Source organism: Streptomyces sp. NPDC007907 (assembly GCF_042959365.1).
Lineage (GTDB): Bacteria > Actinomycetota > Actinomycetes > Streptomycetales > Streptomycetaceae > Streptomyces > Streptomyces indiaensis.
The window spans coordinates 517,712-536,256 of the sequence record NZ_JBIBKR010000005.1 but is presented as its reverse complement, the minus strand read 5'-3'; the positions used below and the strand labels follow the sequence as shown (position 1 = coordinate 536,256).

The window sequence follows — 18,545 nt, the reverse complement described above, 5'->3', positions numbered from 1 at the left end:
CGATACCGCCAGAAAGGAAAGAGCGGGCCATGTTCCGGCACACACCGGACATGGCCCGCTCCGTCTCCTGTGCAGCGGAGGTTCCTCGCCGGAGGCTCAGGAATCGTTCTCCTCGGAGTCGCCCTCCAGGAGACTCTTCTGCAGGACCGGTCCCTCGCCAGGAGCGAGCGAGCCGAGGATCCGCTCAAGGTCCTCCATCGAGGCGAACTCGACAGTGATCTTGCCCTTCTTCTGCCCCAAGTCGACCTTCACCCGGGTCTCGAAGCGGTCGGAGAGCCGTGTGGCAAGGTCGGACAGCGCGGGCGAAACCCGTGCGCCGGCACGCGGACCTTTCGGCTTCTGCGCCTTCTGGGGCCGCGAGCCCATCAGCGTCACGATCTCCTCGACGGCCCGCACCGAGAGACCCTCCGCCACGATGCGGTGAGCCAGCCGGTCCTGCTCCTCCGAGTCGTCCACGGAGAGCAGTGCCCGCGCGTGGCCGGCGGAGAGCACCCCGGCGGCGACCCGGCGCTGCACGGCCGGTGAGAGCTTCAGCAGACGCAGGGTGTTGGAGACCTGAGGACGGGATCGGCCGATGCGGTCCGCCAGCTGGTCATGCGTGCAGTTGAAGTCCCGCAGCAACTGGTCGTAGGCAGCTGCCTCTTCCAGCGGGTTGAGCTGGGCCCGGTGCAGGTTTTCCAGCAGGGCGTCCAGGAGGAGCTTCTCGTCCTCCGTGGCGCGCACGATGGCCGGGATCGCCTCCAGCCCTGCCTCACGACAGGCCCGCCAGCGACGCTCGCCCATGATGAGCTCGTAGCGGGACTGCCCCACCTGCCGTACGACGACCGGCTGGAGAAGCCCCACTTCCTTGATGGACGTGATGAGCTCGGACAGCGCGTCCTCGTCGAAGACCTCACGCGGCTGGCGCGGGTTCGGCGTGATGGAGTCGAGAGGGATCTCAGCGAAGTGCGCACCGACGGGTGCCGCAGACGTGGCGAGGGCACTCGACTGCGTCGGCTCCTCCGTTTCACGTGAAACAGGCGGCAGCGTCGCTACCTTCGCCGCGGCCACCCCGCGGTCGTTCGGCAGCGCAGGCACTGCCGCAGGGGACGGGGAAACGACGTTCCCCGCCGCAGCCTGGGTCACCGATTTCTCCGTCGGTGCGGCAGGGATCAGTGCGCCGAGACCACGGCCCAGCCCCCTTCGTCGCTCGCTCACTGGATGCCCTCCACCATGCTCGGGTCGTTCTGCTGTGCGCCGATATGGGCGTGCGTCGCGTCATAACTGATCCCGACACCCTTCAACGCGATCTCTCGTGCCGCCTCAAGATAGGAGAGGGCACCACTCGATCCAGGATCGTAGGTCAGTACCGTCTGCCCATAACTCGGCGCCTCCGAGATCCTGACGGAGCGCGGGATGCTCGTCCGCAGTACCTCGTCGCCGAAGTGGGTGCGCACCTCTTCCGCGACCTGCGACGCGAGACGCGTCCGGCCGTCGTACATGGTGAGCAGGATGGTCGACACGTGCAGCGCGGGGTTGAGGTGCCCCCGTACCAGGTCGACATTGCGCAGCAGTTGCCCGAGGCCTTCCAGCGCGTAGTACTCGCACTGGATGGGGATCAGCACTTCCTGACCCGCCACGAGGGCGTTGACCGTCAGAAGACCGAGCGAGGGCGGGCAGTCGATGAGGATGTAGTCCAGCGGCTGTTCGTACGCCTGGATCGCGCGCTGTAGCCTGCTCTCCCGAGCCACCAGGGATACCAGCTCGATCTCCGCACCGGCGAGATCGATCGTGGCGGGAGCGCAGAAGAGCCCCTCGACGTCGGGGACCGGCTGGACCACCTCCGAGAGCGGCTTGCTCTCGACCAACACATCGTAGATGGAAGGGACTTCGGCGTGATGGTCGATGCCGAGGGCGGTGGAGGCGTTGCCCTGAGGGTCGAGGTCGACCACCAAAACCCGGCCACCGTGCAGCGCCAGCGATGCGGCGAGGTTGACGGTCGTCGTCGTCTTCCCCACACCGCCCTTCTGGTTGGCGACCACGATGATGCGCGTCTGCTCGGGCCGTGGCAGGCCCTCGCCGGCACGACCCAGAGCCTCCACCGCCAGTTGGGCAGCACGACCGATGGGAGTGTCGTCCATCGGAGGCGGTGTTTCACGTGAAACATCCGCCCCCATCGACTCGGTACGGGGACCGGGGACCGGATCGGTCATCGGTCCCGCGATGTTGGCGTCGGACCGCAAGGATTCACTCTCCTCGACTTCAGGCTCGCAATGAACAGAGCCTCCCATGTCTTCGGGGTCGCGAACCAGTGAGGCCTGGCGTTCTGTGGAGAAATCCACTTCTGTGGATACCTCAGGTCCCTCATCGAGTGAACCGAGAGGCTTTCGGTCGCGGGGTTCGGCCGCAGCGCGGCCCCGACTGATGATGCCGTGCAGCAGTGAGCGACGTTTCACGTGAAACACGATGCACAGCCGCCGTGGCCGGACTGTCGCGACACTCCGGCATGCACGGCTTTGGCAGCTTGTGTGGAGTACGTCTCTTCCTCAGGACGGATCACACCCGCTCCGAAGGATCTCCTCAGCGCCGATGGTCCATCCGCCGCGTGTTGCGTCAGCGCCGACGGCGCGTCCGCCCCGTGCGAGCCGCCTTGGCACGCTTGGCGGCAAAGCGCACACCGCCCGGACTCTCCCCGACCTCAACCCGTACGACGGTGGACGTCGGGTCCACCACGCCCTCACCCACATGCAGGATGGACGTCTCCACCGCGCCCAGCTTGCTCAGCGCCGCCGACGCGCTCTTCAGCTCCTCCTCGGCGGTGTCGCCCTTGAGCGCGAGCATCTCCCCGTAGGGCCGCAGCAGCGGAATGCCCCAGGTGGCGAGCCGGTCGAGGGGCGCAACGGCTCGAGCCGTCACCACGTGGACAGGCTGGATCTTGCCCATGACCTCTTCGGCCCGGCCACGCATGACCGTCACGTGGTCGAGACCGAGCAGCTCCACGACCTCGGTGAGGAAGGTGGTGCGCCGGAGCAGGGGCTCCAGGAGCGTGATCTTCAAGTCGGTCCGGACCAGCGCCAGCGGAATGCCGGGGAGCCCGGCGCCGGAGCCGACATCGCACACGGTCACGTTGTCGGGCACGACCTCCGAGAGCACCGCGCAGTTCAGCAGGTGCCGCTCCCACAGGCGGGGCACCTCGCGCGGGCCGATGAGACCGCGCTGCACGCCCGCCTCGGCGAGCAGCTCGGCGTACCGCACCGCATCCGCGAAGCGATCACCGAACACCTCGCGCGCCTGCTCGGGCGCGGGGGGAAGCTCCGCTGCCTCCGTCACGGGGGACCGTCCTTCCGTACCGCGTCAGCGCACCCGGCGCCGACACCAGAACCACCAGAACTATCAGGCTGACAAAGCTCGGCCCCGCCTGCGCAACAGACGGGGCCGGAAACGTGGGGGCCGATCAGGCCGGCAGCACGACGACGAAGCGCTGCGGCTCCTCGCCCTCGGACTCGCTGCGCAGACCGGCGGCCTTGACCGCGTCGTGCACGACCTTGCGCTCGAAGGGCGTCATCGGCTTCAGCTTCACGGCCTCACCGCTGCTCTTGGCCTCCGCGGCCGCCTTCGCTCCGAGCTCGGACAGCTCGGAGCGCTTCTGTGCCCGGTACCCCGCGATGTCGAGCATCAGACGGCTGCGGTCGCCGGTCTCCCGGTGCACGGCCAGGCGGGTGAGCTCCTGGAGCGCCTCCAGCACCTCGCCGTCACGGCCGACCAGCTTCTGCAGGTCGCGGCCGCCCGTGTCACTGATGATCGAGACGGAGGCGCGGTCGGCCTCGACGTCCATGTCGATGTCGCCGTCGAGGTCGGCGATGTCGAGCAGACCCTCCAGGTAGTCCGCCGCGATCTCGCCTTCCTGCTCCAGGCGGGTCAGGGTGTCTGCACCCTCGGCAGCGGCGGAGGTGGTGCCTTCCGTCACGGGATGGACTCCTTCTTACTTCTTGGACGGGGACTTGGGCCGCTGCGGGCCCTTGCGCTGTCCGGACTGGGCCTTGCTGCGGGCACCGCCGGCGGGCTTCGGACCGCCCTGCTTGGCAGCGGTCGCGGGCTTGTCGTCGGCCTGGCCGGACTTGGTCAGCGACGTCTTCGGCTCGTTCTCACCGGCCGCCTTCGGGCCGACGGCGCCGCCGTGCTGCCGCTGCGACTTGCTCTGTCGCTTGGGCTGCTGGCGCTTCGCGGTGCCGACGGCGGTGGTCGGCGTACCGTCCTCGGCCTGGGCCGCGGCCGCGCTCTCGCTCTTGATCACGGTGCCGTCGGGCTGGGCGGCGAGGCCGGCCTTGCTCAGGCCGTTGATGAACTTGCGCTCGAACTCGTTACGGTCACGGCCCTTGGCGACGATCGCCTTGACGATGGCGCGGTCGCGACGGCGACCGACCTTCTCGTGCTGCGCGACGTGCTTGTGCAGGCGCTCCAGGTACGTGGCCTGGGCCTTGGAACCCGGCGTCGGGTTGTTGCGGATGACGTACATCTGCTGGCCCATGGTCCACACGTTGGTGGTCAGCCAGTAGACGAGGACACCGACGGGGAAGTTGATGCCGAAGACGGCGAACATGACCGGGAAGACGTACATCAGCATCTTCTGCTGCTGCATGAACGGGGTCTTCACGGTGGTGTCGACGTTCTTCGTCATCAGCTGGCGCTGGGTGAAGAACTGCGACGCCGACATCAGGACGATCATGACGGCGGTGACCACACGGACGTCGGTGAGGGAGGCACCGAGTGCTTCCACCTTCGACGAACTGTCGGTGAACTTCGCGGCCAGCGGAGCCCCGACGATGTGCGCCTTCTGCGCGCTCTGCAGCAGGCTCTGGTTGATCACACCGATGGTGTCGCCCGTCGCGATGCTGTTGAGCACGTGGTACAGGGCGAAGAAGAACGGGGACTGCGCCAGGATGGGAAGGCACGAGGAGAGCGGGTTGGTGCCCGTCTCCTTGTACAGCTTCATCATCTCTTCGGACTGACGCTGCTTGTCGTTCTTGTAGCGCTCTTGGATCTTCTTCATCTCGGGCTGCAGCGTCTGCATGGCCCGAGTGGACTTGATCTGCTTCACGAAGAGCGGGATGAGGCAGATGCGGATCAGGATCACCAGGGACACGATCGACAGGCCCCAGGCCCAGCCGGTGTCGGGGCCGAAGATGGCGCCGTACACCGAGTGGAACTGGACGATGACCCAGGAGACGGGTGTGGTGATGAAGCTGAAGAGGCTGGCAATCGTGTCCACTAATCATGCTCCTTGGGCATGGGACGGTGTCTCTGCGGCCGGGCTCGAGGGGCCGGACCGACTTGTGGGAGAAGTCGGTCCATCGAGGGCCGGTTCGGCGGCGGAGGACCCGCCCTTGCGTGCACGCCACGCGTTACGCAGCGTTTCGTGCCACCGCGGGCGCTTGCGCGGCGGGACATGGTCCACACCACCCAGCGACCACGGGTTGCACCGCAGGATGCGCCAGGCCGTGAGTGCCGTTCCCTTGATGGCACCGTGCCGGTCGATGGCCGTGTAGCCGTAATGGGAGCACGACGGGTAGTACTTGCAGACCGGCCCCAGCAGCGGACTGATCGTCCACTGGTAGAGCTTGATCAGAGCCAGCAGCGGGTACTTCATCGCGCGCCCCCTCCCAGCAACCGCTGGAAAGCGGCATCCAGGTCTCGGGCCAGCTGTGCATGGTCGGCGTCGCCCGATCCGGGCAGCGCTCGTACGACTACCAGGCTACCGGGGGGCAGCTGGGCGACTCGTTCGCGCATCAGGTGGCGAAGCCTGCGCTTGACTTTGTTGCGTACGACCGCGCCACCCACGGCTTTGCTCACGACGAAACCCGCACGCGTCGGGGGAGCGCTCTCCCCAGGCGCATGCGGGTCCGTGGCACCGCTTCGAAGGTGGACGACGAGGTGCGGGCGTCCTGCCCGACGTCCTCGCCGTACCGCGGTCGCGAAGTCCTCGCGCCGCCTCAGCCGGTTCTCGGTGGGCAGCACGACGTCATGACCTGATCGGGATCAGGCGGACAGACGGGCGCGACCCTTGCTACGGCGGGACGCGAGAATCGCGCGGCCGGCACGGGTGCGCATACGCAGCCGGAAGCCGTGGGTCTTCGCGCGACGACGGTTGTTCGGCTGGAAGGTGCGCTTGCTCACTCGGGGGCTCCAGAAAGAATCGGTGGTTGCGGGGTGCCGTCCTGGCTGTCACCGTGCGCCCACGAGTAGCTCGCAGTTACGCCCGAGTGCACCGCTTACCGATCACCCAAATGATCTGTGCCCATCGGAGGCAGGCGGCAGCAGCCATCGACAACTCGACCTGGTTACGGTACGCGCGGCTACGCCATCCGGTCAAACCGGGAGTCGCCGGGAGACACTTGTCCACAGGCTGGGGACAACAACTTGAACCCTACCGGCCGCGCTGACTACCGTGACGGAACCCCGATTCGTTCCCTTATCCCTGCCCCACCCGATTTACATCCCGAGCCGTCCCAGAACCACACGTTCGTGGGACCTGTGAGAGAGCGTGCCCTGTGGCTGACGTACCTGCCGATCTTGCCGCAGTGTGGCCACGCGTATTGGAGCAGCTCCTCGGGGAGGGCCGCGGCCAAGGGGTCGAAGGGAAGGACGAGCACTGGATCCGGCGCTGCCAGCCCCTCGCGCTGGTCGCGGACACCGCGCTGCTCGCCGTGCCGAACGAGTTCGCGAAGGGCGTACTGGAGGGCCGGCTGGCGCCGATCGTCAGCGAGACGCTGAGCCGCGAGTGCGGGCGCCCGATCCGGATCGCGATCACCGTCGACGACTCCGCGGGCGAGCCCTCCGCCCCTCCCGCGCCCCCGGCGCGCCCCCAGCAGCGCTACGAGGAGCCCGAGCTCCCGTCCGCGCGCCCTGACCGGGACGGGTACGACCGCCCCGAACGTGACGGGTACGACCGCCAGGACCGCGACGGGTACGGCCGCCAGGACCGCGACCGCGACGGGTACGACGGCCAGGACCGCGACGGATATGAGGGGTACGGCCGGCACCGCGCCGAGCCACTGCCCGGGCCGGCCGGCGACCCGCTTCCGCCTACGCGCGCAGATCAGATTCCGACGGCCCGTCCCGCATACCCCTCCGAGTACCAGCGCCCCGAGCCCGGCGCCTGGCCGCGGCCGTCGCAGCAGGACGAGTACGGCTGGCAGCAGCAGCGCCTCGGCTTCCCCGAGCGTGACCCGTACGCGTCACCCGGACAGGACTCGTACGGCTCCGGCCCTCAGGACGCCTATGGACCCCAGGACTCCTACGGTTCCCCCTCCCAGGACTACCGCCCGCAGCCCGTCGAGCGGCCCTCCTACGACCAGCAGCGGTCCGACTACGACGGCTCGCGGGGCGACTACGACCAGCGCGACGCCGTGCGCCGGGAGCTGCCCGAGCCCCCGGCCGGTTCGGGCCACGTGCACCGGGGCGGCCCGGTCGGTCCGAACCTGCCGACGACCGGTGCGCCCGGCCCCTTGGCCGCGCAGCCCGCGCCGGCGACCGGCCCGGGTGAGCCGACCGCCCGTCTGAACCCGAAGTACCTCTTCGACACCTTCGTCATCGGCGCCTCCAACCGCTTCGCCCACGCGGCCGCGGTCGCCGTGGCCGAGGCGCCGGCCAAGGCGTACAACCCCTTGTTCATCTACGGGGAGTCCGGGCTCGGCAAGACCCACCTGCTGCACGCGATCGGGCACTACGCGCGCAGCCTGTACCCGGGCACCCGGGTGCGGTACGTGAGCTCGGAGGAGTTCACCAACGAGTTCATCAACTCCATCCGCGACGGCAAGGGCGACAGCTTCCGCAAGCGGTACCGGGAGATGGACATCCTGCTCGTCGACGACATCCAGTTCCTCGCGGACAAGGAGTCGACGCAGGAGGAGTTCTTCCACACCTTCAACACGCTCCACAACGCCAACAAGCAGATCGTGCTGTCCTCCGACCGGCCGCCGAAGCAGCTGGTCACGCTGGAGGACCGGCTGCGGAACCGTTTCGAGTGGGGCCTGATCACGGATGTCCAGCCGCCCGAGCTGGAGACGCGCATCGCGATCCTCCGCAAGAAGGCGGTCCAGGAGCAGCTGAACGCGCCGCCGGAGGTGCTGGAGTTCATCGCGTCCCGGATCTCGCGGAACATCCGTGAGCTGGAGGGCGCGCTGATCCGGGTCACGGCGTTCGCGTCGCTCAACCGGCAGCCGGTCGACCTGGGCCTGACGGAGATCGTCCTGAAGGACCTGATCCCCGGCGGCGAGGACTCGGCCCCCGAGATCACCTCGACGGCCATCATGGGCGCCACGGCGGACTACTTCGGGCTGACCGTCGAGGACCTGTGCGGCACCTCGCGCGGCCGCGCCCTGGTCACCGCCCGGCAGATCGCCATGTACCTGTGCCGTGAGCTGACGGACCTGTCGCTGCCCAAGATCGGCGCGTTGTTCGGCGGGCGGGACCACACCACGGTCATGCACGCGGATCGCAAGATCCGCAACCTGATGGCCGAGCGCCGCTCCATCTACAACCAGGTCACGGAGCTGACCAACCGCATCAAGAACGGCTGACGCCGACGGCACAACGCCGCTGAGGGCGCCCTCCTGTGGTCCGGGGGCGCCCTTTTTCATGCCCGGGGAGGCAGCCGCCGCGAGCCACCCCTGGCATCCGCCGGGCATCCGACCGCAACCCGCTGTTCGATTAGGCGCCGGGTTACGGCCTCTCTCCACAGATTCGGTGACTTTCTGCCGTCCACATCCTGGGGACCGGGGAGTTGTCCAGATCGTGTCCACAGCGGCCGCTGTTGAAAGACCATCAGACCAGCTCAGGTGGTTGTGGATTGGTGGATGAAGGATCTCCACAGACTGTGGACGACGAGATGATCCACAGGCTGTGCACCGAGTTGTCCACCGGCCGCCCACAGGCTGGGGGCGGTTGTCCCCAGCAAACGGGCGCTTCTCCACATGCCTGTCCACTGTTCGGCAACCCGACGCGCCTCCTCACCGGGTCGAGTGAAAGGCGTCACACAAAGGTGCCGGGTTGGGCTGTGGGAAAGCCGGGTAAAGCTGGGGATGGCGTTGGGGAGAACTCGCCTCCCCCTGTGCACGGCGTGTGCAGAACTTTCTGTTCTCCACAGATACGCCCGGTTGTCCACCGCCTCCACCCACAGGACCCGTGGACAAAATTCCCACCCTGAGCTGGGCAAACGAGGTTATCCACGGTATCCACAGGCCCTACTACTACTCCCGACTAGAGAGAGCTGGGAATCCGTTTCGAAGGGGGCCCTGTGCACAACTCGCTCTTCGGTGCCCGGCCGCCCCTCGTCACGACTTGACCCCGAGAGGCACCTACTGTCAGTGCCGTGCGTCAGACTGGTCCCCGGTGTCCTCCCCCTCACAGGGACCGTCGACACCGAGACAGACGACGAGGGCCAGGCAGAGCGAGAAGCGCCGGCAACAGCAGGAGGCGGCAACAGTGAAGATCCGGGTGGAACGCGACGTACTCGCGGAGGCAGTGGCCTGGGCGGCACGCAGCCTCCCGGCCCGTCCGCCGGCGCCTGTCCTCGCCGGCCTCCTGCTGAAGACCGAGGAGGGCCAGCTGAGCCTGTCCGGCTTCGACTACGAGGTCTCCGCGCGGGTCTCCGTGGACGCCGAGGTCGAGGAGGAGGGCACGGTCCTGGTCTCCGGCCGCCTGCTCGCGGACATCTGCCGCGCGCTGCCCAACCGTCCGGTGGAGATTTCCACAGACGGTGTACGGGCGACCGTGGTCTGCGGCTCGTCCCGGTTCACACTCCACACCCTGCCTGTGGAGGAGTACCCGGCCCTGCCCCAGATGCCGAACGCGACGGGCACGGTCCCCGGCGAGGTCTTCGCCTCCGCCGCCTCCCAGGTCGCCATCGCGGCCGGCCGTGACGACACGCTGCCCGTCCTCACCGGTGTGCGCATCGAGATCGAGGGCGACACCGTCACGCTGGCGTCCACCGACCGCTACCGCTTCGCGGTCCGCGAGTTCCTGTGGAAGCCGGAGAACCCGGAGGCCTCCGCGGTCGCCCTGGTGCCCGCCAAGACGCTCCTGGACACGGCCAAGGCCCTGACCAGCGGTGACCAGGTCACCCTGGCGCTGTCCGGCTCGGGCTCCGGCGAGGGCCTGATCGGCTTCGAGGGCGCCGGCCGCCGCACGACGACCCGCCTGCTGGAGGGCGACCTCCCGAAGTACCGCACGCTGTTCCCGACGGAGTTCAACAGCGTCGCCGTGATCGAGACCGCCCCCTTCGTGGAGGCCGTCAAGCGCGTGGCCCTGGTCGCCGAGCGCAACACCCCGGTGCGGCTCAGCTTCGAGCAGGGCGTGCTCATCCTGGAGGCCGGTTCCAGCGACGACGCACAGGCTGTGGAGAGGGTCGACGCCCAGCTCGAGGGCGACGACATCTCGATCGCCTTCAACCCGACGTTCCTGCTGGACGGCCTGAGCGCCATCGACTCCCCGGTGGCCCAGCTGTCGTTCACGACGTCCACCAAGCCCGCGCTGCTCAGCGGCAAGCCGGCGCTGGACGCCGAGGCGGACGACGCCTACAAGTACCTGATCATGCCGGTGCGCCTCAGCGGCTGAGCCGGGTCCGAGGGCCGCAGGCAGGCTGGGGATCACCGTCGGTTGTCCACAGGCTGAGGACAAAGCCGCAGGTGAGGGCGTACGAGTGAGCGCGTATGCCCACAGATGTGCGCGAGCGTCCGGGTTTAGGGTCGGACGCGGGTACGAAAGTGCCTGGCGGTACACACGTGCCGCCACGCCACGTCGCAGAACCTAAGGAACACAACTGATGGAGCTCGGTCTCGTCGGCCTCGGCAAGATGGGCGGCAACATGCGCGAGCGGATCCGCCGCGCAGGTCACACCGTCCTCGGATACGACCGCAACCCGGACCTCGCCGATGTCCACAGCCTGGAAGAGCTTGTGGGCAAGCTCAGCGGCCCGCGTGTGATCTGGGTGATGGTCCCGGCCGGTGAGGCCACGCAGACCACGATCGACCGGCTCGCCGAGCTGCTGGAGCCCGGCGACGTCGTCGTGGACGGCGGCAACTCCCGCTGGACCGACGACGAGCGGCACGCGGAGGAGCTGGCGGCCAAGGGCATCGGGTTCGTCGACTGCGGTGTCTCCGGCGGCGTCTGGGGCCTGGAGAACGGCTACGCGCTGATGTACGGCGGCGACAAGGAGAACGTCGCCAAGGTGCAGCCGGTCTTCGACGCCCTCAAGCCGGAGGGCGATTTCGGCTCGGTGCACGCCGGCAAGGTCGGCGCGGGCCACTTCGCGAAGATGGTCCACAACGGCATCGAGTACGCGATGATGCAGGCTTATGCCGAGGGCTGGGAGCTCCTGGAGAAGGTCGACTCCGTGACCGACGTCCGGGAGGTGTTCCGCTCCTGGCAGGAGGGCACGGTCATCCGTTCCTGGCTGCTCGACCTCGCGGTCAACGCGCTCGACGAGGACGAGCACCTGGACGAGCTGCGGGGTTATGCACAGGACTCCGGCGAGGGACGCTGGACTGTGGAGGCCGCCATCGACAACGCGGTGCCGCTGCCGGCGATCACCGCGTCGCTGTTCGCGCGGTTCGCCTCCCGCCAGGAGGACTCGCCCCAGATGAAGATGATCGCGGCGCTGCGGAACCAGTTCGGCGGCCACGCGGTCGAGAAGAAGTAGTCCACAGGGCTGCACCGCAGTCCACGAACGCCAGGGGAGGTCGGCGAAACGACCATGCACGTCACGCATCTGTCGCTGGCCGACTTCCGTTCGTACCCCCGGGTCGAGGTTCCGCTCGACCCCGGGGTGACGGCCTTCGTCGGGCCGAACGGGCAGGGCAAGACCAACCTGGTCGAGGCCGTCGGCTATCTCGCCACCCTCGGCAGCCACCGGGTCTCCTCCGACGCCCCCCTGGTCCGCATGGGCGCCGAGCGCGCGATCATCCGGGCCCAGGTCCGGCAGGGCGAACGGCAGCAGCTGGTCGAACTGGAGCTGAACCCGGGGCGCGCCAACCGGGCGCGTATCAACAGGTCCTCGCAGGTCAGACCGCGTGACGTGCTGGGGATCGTACGGAGCGTGCTGTTCGCGCCCGAGGATCTCGCGCTGGTCAAGGGCGACCCCGGCGAGCGGCGTCGTTTCCTCGACGAGCTGATCACCGCGCGCTCCCCGCGGATGGCCGGGGTCCGCTCCGACTACGACCGGGTCCTCAAGCAGCGCAACACGCTCCTGAAGTCGGCGGCGCTGGCCCGTCGGCACGGTGGTCGCACCATGGACATGTCCACGTTGGACGTGTGGGACCAGCATCTCGCGCGCGCGGGCGCCGAGTTGCTGGCCCAGCGCCTGGACCTGATCGCCACGATCCAGCCGCTGGCGGACAAGGCCTACGAGCAGCTCGCGCCCGGCGGCGGCCCGGTCGCGCTGGAGTACAAGCCGTCCGCGCCGGGCGAGGCGCACACTCGCGAGGATCTCTTCGAGCAGCTCATGACGGCGCTCGCGGAGGCCCGCAAGCAGGAGATCGAGCGCGGTGTCACCCTGATCGGCCCGCACCGGGACGACCTGCAGCTGAAGCTCGGCCAGCTCCCGGCCAAGGGCTACGCCTCCCACGGCGAGTCCTGGTCCTATGCGCTGGCACTGCGCCTGGCCTCGTACGACCTGCTCAGGGCGGAGGGCAACGAGCCGGTGCTGGTGCTCGACGACGTCTTCGCCGAGCTGGACACCCGTCGCCGTGAGCGCCTGGCCGAACTGGTCGCGCCGGGTGAGCAGGTCCTGGTGACGGCCGCGGTCGACGACGACGTACCGCATGTGCTGTCCGGGACGCGGTTCGCCGTGTCCGAGGGGACGGTGGAGCGCGTATGACGCAGAACACACCCGGCGACGCCCCCAAGTCCTCCGGACCCCAGGAGCCCTCCGGTGTCGACCTCGCGCGCGTGGCGCTGCGCGCGGCCAAGGAGGCGGCACGCGCGCGGGGGGACGCGGCGCAGCAGAAGAAGCAGGCGCGCCGCGGCGGTCTGCGCTCCGGGGCGCGAGCCGACGGACGCGACCCCATGGCGCTCGGGTCCGCGATCAACCGGCTGATCACCGAACGCGGCTGGGAGGCGCCGGCCGCGGTGGGCGGTGTGATGGGCCGCTGGCCGCAGATCGTCGGCGAGGACGTGGCCAAGCACTGCGTGCCGGAGAAGTACGACGAGGACGAGCGCGTCCTGACGGTGCGCTGCGACTCCACGGCCTGGGCGACGAACCTCCGGCTGCTGGCGCCCACGCTGGTCGCGCGGCTGAACGAGGACCTGGGCCACGGCAGGGTGACGCTGATCAAGGTGCAGGGACCCGGCGGACCCGCCCGCCGCTACGGCCCGCTGCGCGCTCCCGGCAGCACCGGCCCGGGCGACACCTACGGCTGATCGGCGCCGGTTTTCCCGCCCGTCGACAGCACGTGACTGACATCACATCAAGGGCTTCCGGCGCCTCTCTCGGAGTGCCGGAGGCCCTCTTGTCGTGTACCCGCACACGGTTGCGAATCGCGACCTGACTCCGAAGTAGCCAAGGGTTGACGGCCGGAAGCGCTGAGTGCCTCCGTGAGCCTCTTGGAGCCCCCTTCCGTATATCGGGAGTCGGACGAGACCCGTCGAGGGCGGCACATGCGGACTCAGGTACCGGCAAACCCCCATCAGTGTCAGTGCTACCGGTAGACTGGAAGCAATCCCGCCCCACTCGCTGGGGACCGTCCGGGAAAAGCTGAGCAACGCTGATCAAGGCTTACCAACGCAACATGCCGCAGCCGCTCCGGCAACCCGCCGACGAGCCTGGCTCGTGCTGTGCCAGAAAGGGCGCTTCGTGGCCGATTCCGGCAACCCCAACGAGAACATCCCGTCCACCGACGAAGGCGTGAGCAGCGAGGCGATCACCTCCAGCAGCGAGGTCACCGCCTCGTACGACGCCAGTGCCATCACCGTCCTCGAGGGTCTGGACGCGGTCCGCAAGCGACCCGGCATGTACATCGGCTCGACCGGTGAGCGGGGCCTGCACCACCTCGTGTACGAGGTCGTCGACAACTCCGTCGACGAGGCGCTGGCCGGGCACGCGGACACGATCGAGGTGACGATCCTCCCCGACGGCGGCGTCCGCGTCGTCGACAACGGCCGTGGCATCCCGGTGGGCATCGTCCCGTCCGAGGGCAAGCCGGCCGTCGAGGTCGTGCTGACCGTGCTGCACGCGGGCGGCAAGTTCGGCGGCGGCGGCTACGCGGTCTCCGGTGGTCTGCACGGCGTCGGCGTCTCGGTGGTGAACGCCCTGTCCAGCAAGGTCTCCGTCGAGGTGAAGACCGACGGCCACCGCTGGACGCAGGACTACAAGATGGGCGTCCCCACGGCGCCGCTCGCCCAGCACGAGGCCATCGAGGAGACCGGCACCTCGGTCACCTTCTGGGCCGACGGCGACATCTTCGAGACCACCGACTACTCCTTCGAGACGCTCTCGCGGCGCTTCCAGGAGATGGCGTTCCTCAACAAGGGCCTCACGATCAAGCTCACGGACGAGCGCGAGTCCGCGAAGGCCACGTCGGGGGCGGACGAGGCGGGGGCGGACGAGACCGCCGAGGTCAAGACGGTCACGTACCACTACGAGGGCGGCATCGTCGACTTCGTGAAGTACCTCAACTCCCGCAAGGGCGAGGCGGTGCACCCCACCGTCATCGACCTGGAGGCCGAGGACAAGGACAGGCAGCTGTCCCTCGAGGTCGCCATGCAGTGGAACGGCGGCTACACCGAGGGTGTGTACTCCTTCGCGAACATCATCCACACCCACGAGGGCGGTACGCACGAAGAGGGCTTCCGGGCCGCGCTGACCTCGCTGATCAACAAGTACGCGCGCGACAAGAGGCTGCTGCGCGAGAAGGACGACAACCTCACGGGCGACGACATCCGCGAGGGTCTGACGGCGATCATCTCGGTCAAGCTGAGCGAGCCGCAGTTCGAGGGCCAGACGAAGACCAAGCTGGGCAACACCGAGGCCAAGACGTTCGTCCAGAAGGTCGTCTACGAGCACCTCGCGGACTGGCTGGACCGCAACCCGAACGAGGCCGCGGACATCATCCGCAAGGGCATCCAGGCGGCCACCGCGCGCGTGGCGGCCCGCAAGGCCCGTGACCTGACCCGCCGCAAGGGCCTGCTGGAGACCGCGTCCCTGCCGGGCAAGCTCTCCGACTGCCAGTCGAACGACCCCACCAAGTGCGAGATCTTCATCGTCGAGGGTGACTCCGCCGGCGGCTCGGCCAAGTCCGGCCGCAACCCGCAGTACCAGGCGATCCTCCCGATCCGCGGCAAGATCCTGAACGTCGAGAAGGCGCGGATCGACAAGATCCTGCAGAACCAGGAGATCCAGGCGCTGATCTCGGCCTTCGGCACCGGAGTCCACGAGGACTTCGACATCGAGAAGCTCCGCTATCACAAGATCATCCTGATGGCGGACGCCGACGTCGACGGCCAGCACATCAACACCCTGCTGCTGACCTTCCTGTTCCGCTTCATGCGGCCCCTGGTCGAGGCCGGGCACGTGTACCTCTCGCGTCCGCCGCTGTACAAGATCAAGTGGGGCAAGGACGACTTCGAGTACGCGTACTCCGACCGCGAGCGCGACGCCCTGATCGAGATGGGGCGCAACGCCGGCAAGCGCATCCGCGAGGACTCGGTCCAGCGGTTCAAGGGTCTCGGCGAGATGAACGCCGAAGAGCTGCGCATCACGACCATGGACCAGGAGCACCGCGTCCTCGGCCAGGTCACCCTCGACGACGCCGCCCAGGCCGACGACCTGTTCTCGGTCCTCATGGGCGAGGACGTCGAGGCCCGCCGCGCGTTCATCCAGCGCAACGCCAAGGACGTCCGCTTCCTCGACATCTGAGTCGGTCTCAGCTGACCGCACCAGGAAGGACCTTCACCAGCAATGACCGACGAGAACACTCCCGTGACGACGCCCGAGGGTGACGCCCTGGCCATGCGCGTCGAGCCCGTCGGGCTCGAGACGGAGATGCAGCGCTCGTACCTCGACTACGCGATGTCCGTCATCGTCTCGCGTGCGCTGCCCGACGTCCGCGACGGCCTCAAGCCCGTCCACCGCCGCGTGCTGTACGCCATGTACGACGGCGGCTACCGCCCCGAGCGCGGTTTCTACAAGTGCGCCCGCGTCGTCGGCGACGTCATGGGCAACTACCACCCGCACGGCGACTCCTCCATCTACGACGCCCTCGTGCGCCTCGCCCAGCCGTGGTCGATGCGCATGCCGCTCGTCGACTCCAACGGCAACTTCGGCTCCCCGGGCAACGACCCGGCCGCGGCCATGCGGTACACCGAGTGCAAGATGGCGCCGCTGTCGATGGAGATGGTCCGCGACATCGACGAGGAGACCGTCGACTTCACGGACAACTACGACGGCCGCTCCCAGGAGCCGACCGTCCTGCCGGCCCGCTTCCCGAACCTGCTGATCAACGGCTCGGCCGGTATCGCGGTCGGTATGGCGACCAACATCCCGCCGCACAACCTGCGCGAGGTCGCCGCCGGTGCCCAGTGGTACCTGGAGAACCCCGAGGCCTCGCACGAGGAGCTGCTGGACGCGCTCATCGAGCGCATCAAGGGCCCGGACTTCCCGACCGGCGCGCTCGTCGTCGGCCGCCGGGGCATCGAGGAGGCGTACCGCACCGGCCGCGGCTCCATCACGATGCGCGCGGTCGTAGAGGTCGAGGAGATCCAGAACCGCCAGTGCCTGGTGGTCACGGAGCTGCCGTACCAGGTCAACCCGGACAACCTCGCGCAGAAGATCGCCGACCTCGTGAAGGACGGCAAGATCGGCGGCATCGCGGACGTCCGCGACGAGACCTCCTCGCGCACCGGCCAGCGCCTGGTCATCGTGCTGAAGCGGGACGCGGTCGCCAAGGTCGTGCTGAACAACCTCTACAAGCACACCGACCTGCAGACCAACTTCGGCGCCAACATGCTGGCGCTGGTGGACGGCGTGCCGCGCACGCTCTCGCTGGACGCGTTCATCCGCCACTGGGTGACGCACCAGATCGAGGTCATCGTCCGCCGTACGCGCTTCCGGCTGCGCAAGGCCGAGGAGCGGGCGCACATCCTGCGTGGTCTGCTGAAGGCCCTGGACGCCATCGACGAGGTCATCGCGCTGATCCGGCGCAGTGAGACCGTCGAGATCGCCCGCGGCGGCCTGATGGAGCTGCTGACGATCGACGAGATCCAGGCCAACGCCATCCTCGAGATGCAGCTGCGCCGACTGGCCGCCCTGGAGCGCCAGAAGATCGTCCAGGAGCACGACGAGCTCCAGGCGAAGATCAACGAGTACAACGAGATCCTGGCCTCCCCCGTCCGCCAGCGCGGCATCGTCAGCGCCGAACTGGCCGCGATCGTCGAGAAGTACGGTGACGACCGCAAGACGACGCTGATCCCCTACGAGGGCGACATGTCCATCGAGGACCTGATCGCCGAGGAGGACATCGTCGTCACGGTCACCCGGGGCGGCTACATCAAGCGCACCAAGACCGACGACTATCGCGCCCAGAAGCGCGGCGGCAAGGGCGTGCGCGGCACGAAGCTCAAGGAAGACGACATCGTCGACCACTTCTTCGTGTCCACCACACACCACTGGCTGCTGTTCTTCACCAACAAGGGCCGCGTCTACCGCGTGAAGGGCTACGAGCTGCCCGACGCCGGCCGGGACGCGCGCGGTCAGCACGTGGCGAACCTGCTGGCCTTCCAGCCGGACGAGTCGATCGCCGAGATCCTGGCGATCCGCGACTACGAGGCGGTCCCCTACCTGGTGCTCGCCACCAAGGCCGGACTGGTGAAGAAGACGCCTCTGAAGGATTACGATTCGCCCCGTTCCGGCGGTGTGATCGCGATCAACCTCCGCGCGATGGAGGACGGTACCGATGACGAACTGATCGGCGCCGAACTCGTTTCGTCGGACGACGATCTGCTTCTGATCAGCAAGAAGGCGCAGTCGATCAGGTTCACCGCCTCGGACGACACCCTGCGGCCCATGGGCCGTGCCACCTCGGGCGTCAAGGGCATGAGCTTCCGCGAAGGCGACGAGCTGCTCTCGATGAATGTTGTTCGACCCGGTACGTTCGTGTTCACTGCCACAGACGGCGGGTACGCGAAGCGGACCGCCGTCGACGAGTACCGCGTCCAGGGTCGCGGCGGCCTCGGCATCAAGGCTGCCAAGATCGTGGAGGACCGCGGCTCCCTCGTCGGCGCGCTGGTGGTCGAGGAGACCGACGAGATCCTCGCCATCACGCTGTCGGGCGGTGTGATTCGTACGCGAGTCAACGAGATCAGGGAAACCGGCCGTGACACCATGGGCGTCCAACTGATCAATCTGGGCAAGCGCGATGCCGTCGTGGGCATCGCTCGCAACGCCGAGGCGGGGCGCGAGGCGGAGGAGGTCGACGGCGATGTGGTCGTCGACGAGACCGCCGAGACCGCCGCAACCAGCGGCACGGACGAGGGTGAGGCGCCCTCGGCCGAGTAGGCACGAGGAGTGAGTCAGC

15 protein-coding genes are annotated in these 18,545 nt (G+C 68.3%); 7 read left to right on the top strand and 8 right to left on the bottom strand.

Annotated elements, in window-relative coordinates:
• Nucleotides 1-96: 96 nt before the first annotated feature.
• The 8 genes from ACFZDI_RS23245 to rpmH form a co-directional block, all read right to left on the bottom strand.
• Nucleotides 97-1,197, bottom strand: coding sequence for a ParB/RepB/Spo0J family partition protein (locus tag ACFZDI_RS23245; protein WP_391252918.1), 1,101 nt, complete (start codon nt 1,195-1,197; stop codon nt 97-99).
• The gene (locus ACFZDI_RS23240) at nt 1,194-2,270 is read right to left on the bottom strand and encodes a ParA family protein (protein WP_308287298.1); all 1,077 of its coding nucleotides are present in this window, start codon (nt 2,268-2,270) and stop codon (nt 1,194-1,196) included. The genes ACFZDI_RS23245 and ACFZDI_RS23240 overlap by 4 nt, the downstream gene beginning before the upstream one ends.
• Nucleotides 2,271-2,592: 322 nt before the next feature.
• Nucleotides 2,593-3,309: a 16S rRNA (guanine(527)-N(7))-methyltransferase RsmG gene (gene rsmG, locus ACFZDI_RS23235; protein ID WP_234750293.1), complete on the bottom strand. Its 717-nt coding sequence runs from the start codon at nt 3,307-3,309 to the stop codon at nt 2,593-2,595.
• Between the two features lie 124 nt (nt 3,310-3,433).
• Nucleotides 3,434-3,946 (bottom strand): R3H domain-containing nucleic acid-binding protein, encoded by a 513-nt coding sequence (locus ACFZDI_RS23230; RefSeq protein WP_053670147.1) that lies wholly within the window; start codon nt 3,944-3,946, stop codon nt 3,434-3,436.
• A gap of 15 nt (nt 3,947-3,961) precedes the next feature.
• A complete protein-coding gene (gene yidC, locus ACFZDI_RS23225) occupies nt 3,962-5,248 on the bottom strand; it encodes a membrane protein insertase YidC (protein WP_234750291.1) in 1,287 nt (428 codons plus the stop codon).
• Nucleotides 5,249-5,251: 3 nt separating this feature from the next.
• Nucleotides 5,252-5,626, bottom strand: coding sequence for a membrane protein insertion efficiency factor YidD (gene yidD, locus ACFZDI_RS23220; protein WP_234750289.1), 375 nt, complete (start codon nt 5,624-5,626; stop codon nt 5,252-5,254).
• The gene (gene rnpA, locus ACFZDI_RS23215) at nt 5,623-5,994 is read right to left on the bottom strand and encodes a ribonuclease P protein component (protein ID WP_361114595.1); all 372 of its coding nucleotides are present in this window, start codon (nt 5,992-5,994) and stop codon (nt 5,623-5,625) included. The genes yidD and rnpA overlap by 4 nt, the downstream gene beginning before the upstream one ends.
• A 21-nt stretch (nt 5,995-6,015) precedes the next feature.
• A complete protein-coding gene (gene rpmH, locus ACFZDI_RS23210) occupies nt 6,016-6,153 on the bottom strand; it encodes a 50S ribosomal protein L34 (protein WP_003956500.1) in 138 nt (45 codons plus the stop codon).
• A gap of 374 nt (nt 6,154-6,527) precedes the next feature.
• Here rpmH and dnaA point away from each other — a divergent pair, with 374 nt between their 5' ends.
• From dnaA to gyrA, 7 genes are all read left to right on the top strand, one after another.
• Nucleotides 6,528-8,558: a chromosomal replication initiator protein DnaA gene (dnaA, locus tag ACFZDI_RS23205; RefSeq protein ID WP_391252914.1), complete on the top strand. Its 2,031-nt coding sequence runs from the start codon at nt 6,528-6,530 to the stop codon at nt 8,556-8,558.
• A gap of 904 nt (nt 8,559-9,462) precedes the next feature.
• On the top strand, nt 9,463-10,593 hold the full coding sequence (dnaN, locus tag ACFZDI_RS23200; protein WP_234750285.1) for a DNA polymerase III subunit beta: 1,131 nt from the start codon (nt 9,463-9,465) through the stop codon (nt 10,591-10,593).
• A gap of 208 nt (nt 10,594-10,801) precedes the next feature.
• Nucleotides 10,802-11,677: a phosphogluconate dehydrogenase (NAD(+)-dependent, decarboxylating) gene (gene gnd / locus ACFZDI_RS23195; protein WP_361114601.1), complete on the top strand. Its 876-nt coding sequence runs from the start codon at nt 10,802-10,804 to the stop codon at nt 11,675-11,677.
• Between the two features lie 54 nt (nt 11,678-11,731).
• Nucleotides 11,732-12,853: a DNA replication/repair protein RecF gene (gene recF, locus ACFZDI_RS23190; RefSeq protein ID WP_234750279.1), complete on the top strand. Its 1,122-nt coding sequence runs from the start codon at nt 11,732-11,734 to the stop codon at nt 12,851-12,853.
• Nucleotides 12,850-13,395, top strand: a complete 546-nt coding sequence (locus ACFZDI_RS23185; protein WP_234750276.1) for a DUF721 domain-containing protein — start codon at nt 12,850-12,852, stop codon at nt 13,393-13,395. The genes recF and ACFZDI_RS23185 overlap by 4 nt, the downstream gene beginning before the upstream one ends.
• A 433-nt stretch (nt 13,396-13,828) precedes the next feature.
• The gene (gene gyrB, locus ACFZDI_RS23180; protein WP_234750274.1) at nt 13,829-15,889 is read left to right on the top strand and encodes a DNA topoisomerase (ATP-hydrolyzing) subunit B; all 2,061 of its coding nucleotides are present in this window, start codon (nt 13,829-13,831) and stop codon (nt 15,887-15,889) included.
• Nucleotides 15,890-15,931: 42 nt separating this feature from the next.
• The gene (gene gyrA / locus ACFZDI_RS23175) at nt 15,932-18,526 is read left to right on the top strand and encodes a DNA gyrase subunit A (protein WP_361114610.1); all 2,595 of its coding nucleotides are present in this window, start codon (nt 15,932-15,934) and stop codon (nt 18,524-18,526) included.
• The last annotated feature ends 19 nt before the right edge of the window (nt 18,527-18,545 follow it).

What these genes read in the sequence shown, in the direction of transcription:
- ACFZDI_RS23240 (WP_308287298.1), bottom strand. Translation starts at nt 2,270, where the DNA reads ATGGGAGGCTCTGTTCATTGCGAGCCTGAAGTCGAGGAGAGTGAATCC.
- yidD (WP_234750289.1), bottom strand. Translation starts at nt 5,626, where the DNA reads ATGAAGTACCCGCTGCTGGCTCTGATCAAGCTCTACCAGTGGACGATC.
- gnd (WP_361114601.1), top strand. Translation starts at nt 10,802, where the DNA reads ATGGAGCTCGGTCTCGTCGGCCTCGGCAAGATGGGCGGCAACATGCGC.
- recF (WP_234750279.1), top strand. Translation starts at nt 11,732, where the DNA reads ATGCACGTCACGCATCTGTCGCTGGCCGACTTCCGTTCGTACCCCCGG.
- ACFZDI_RS23185 (WP_234750276.1), top strand. Translation starts at nt 12,850, where the DNA reads ATGACGCAGAACACACCCGGCGACGCCCCCAAGTCCTCCGGACCCCAG.
- gyrA (WP_361114610.1), top strand. Translation starts at nt 15,932, where the DNA reads ATGACCGACGAGAACACTCCCGTGACGACGCCCGAGGGTGACGCCCTG.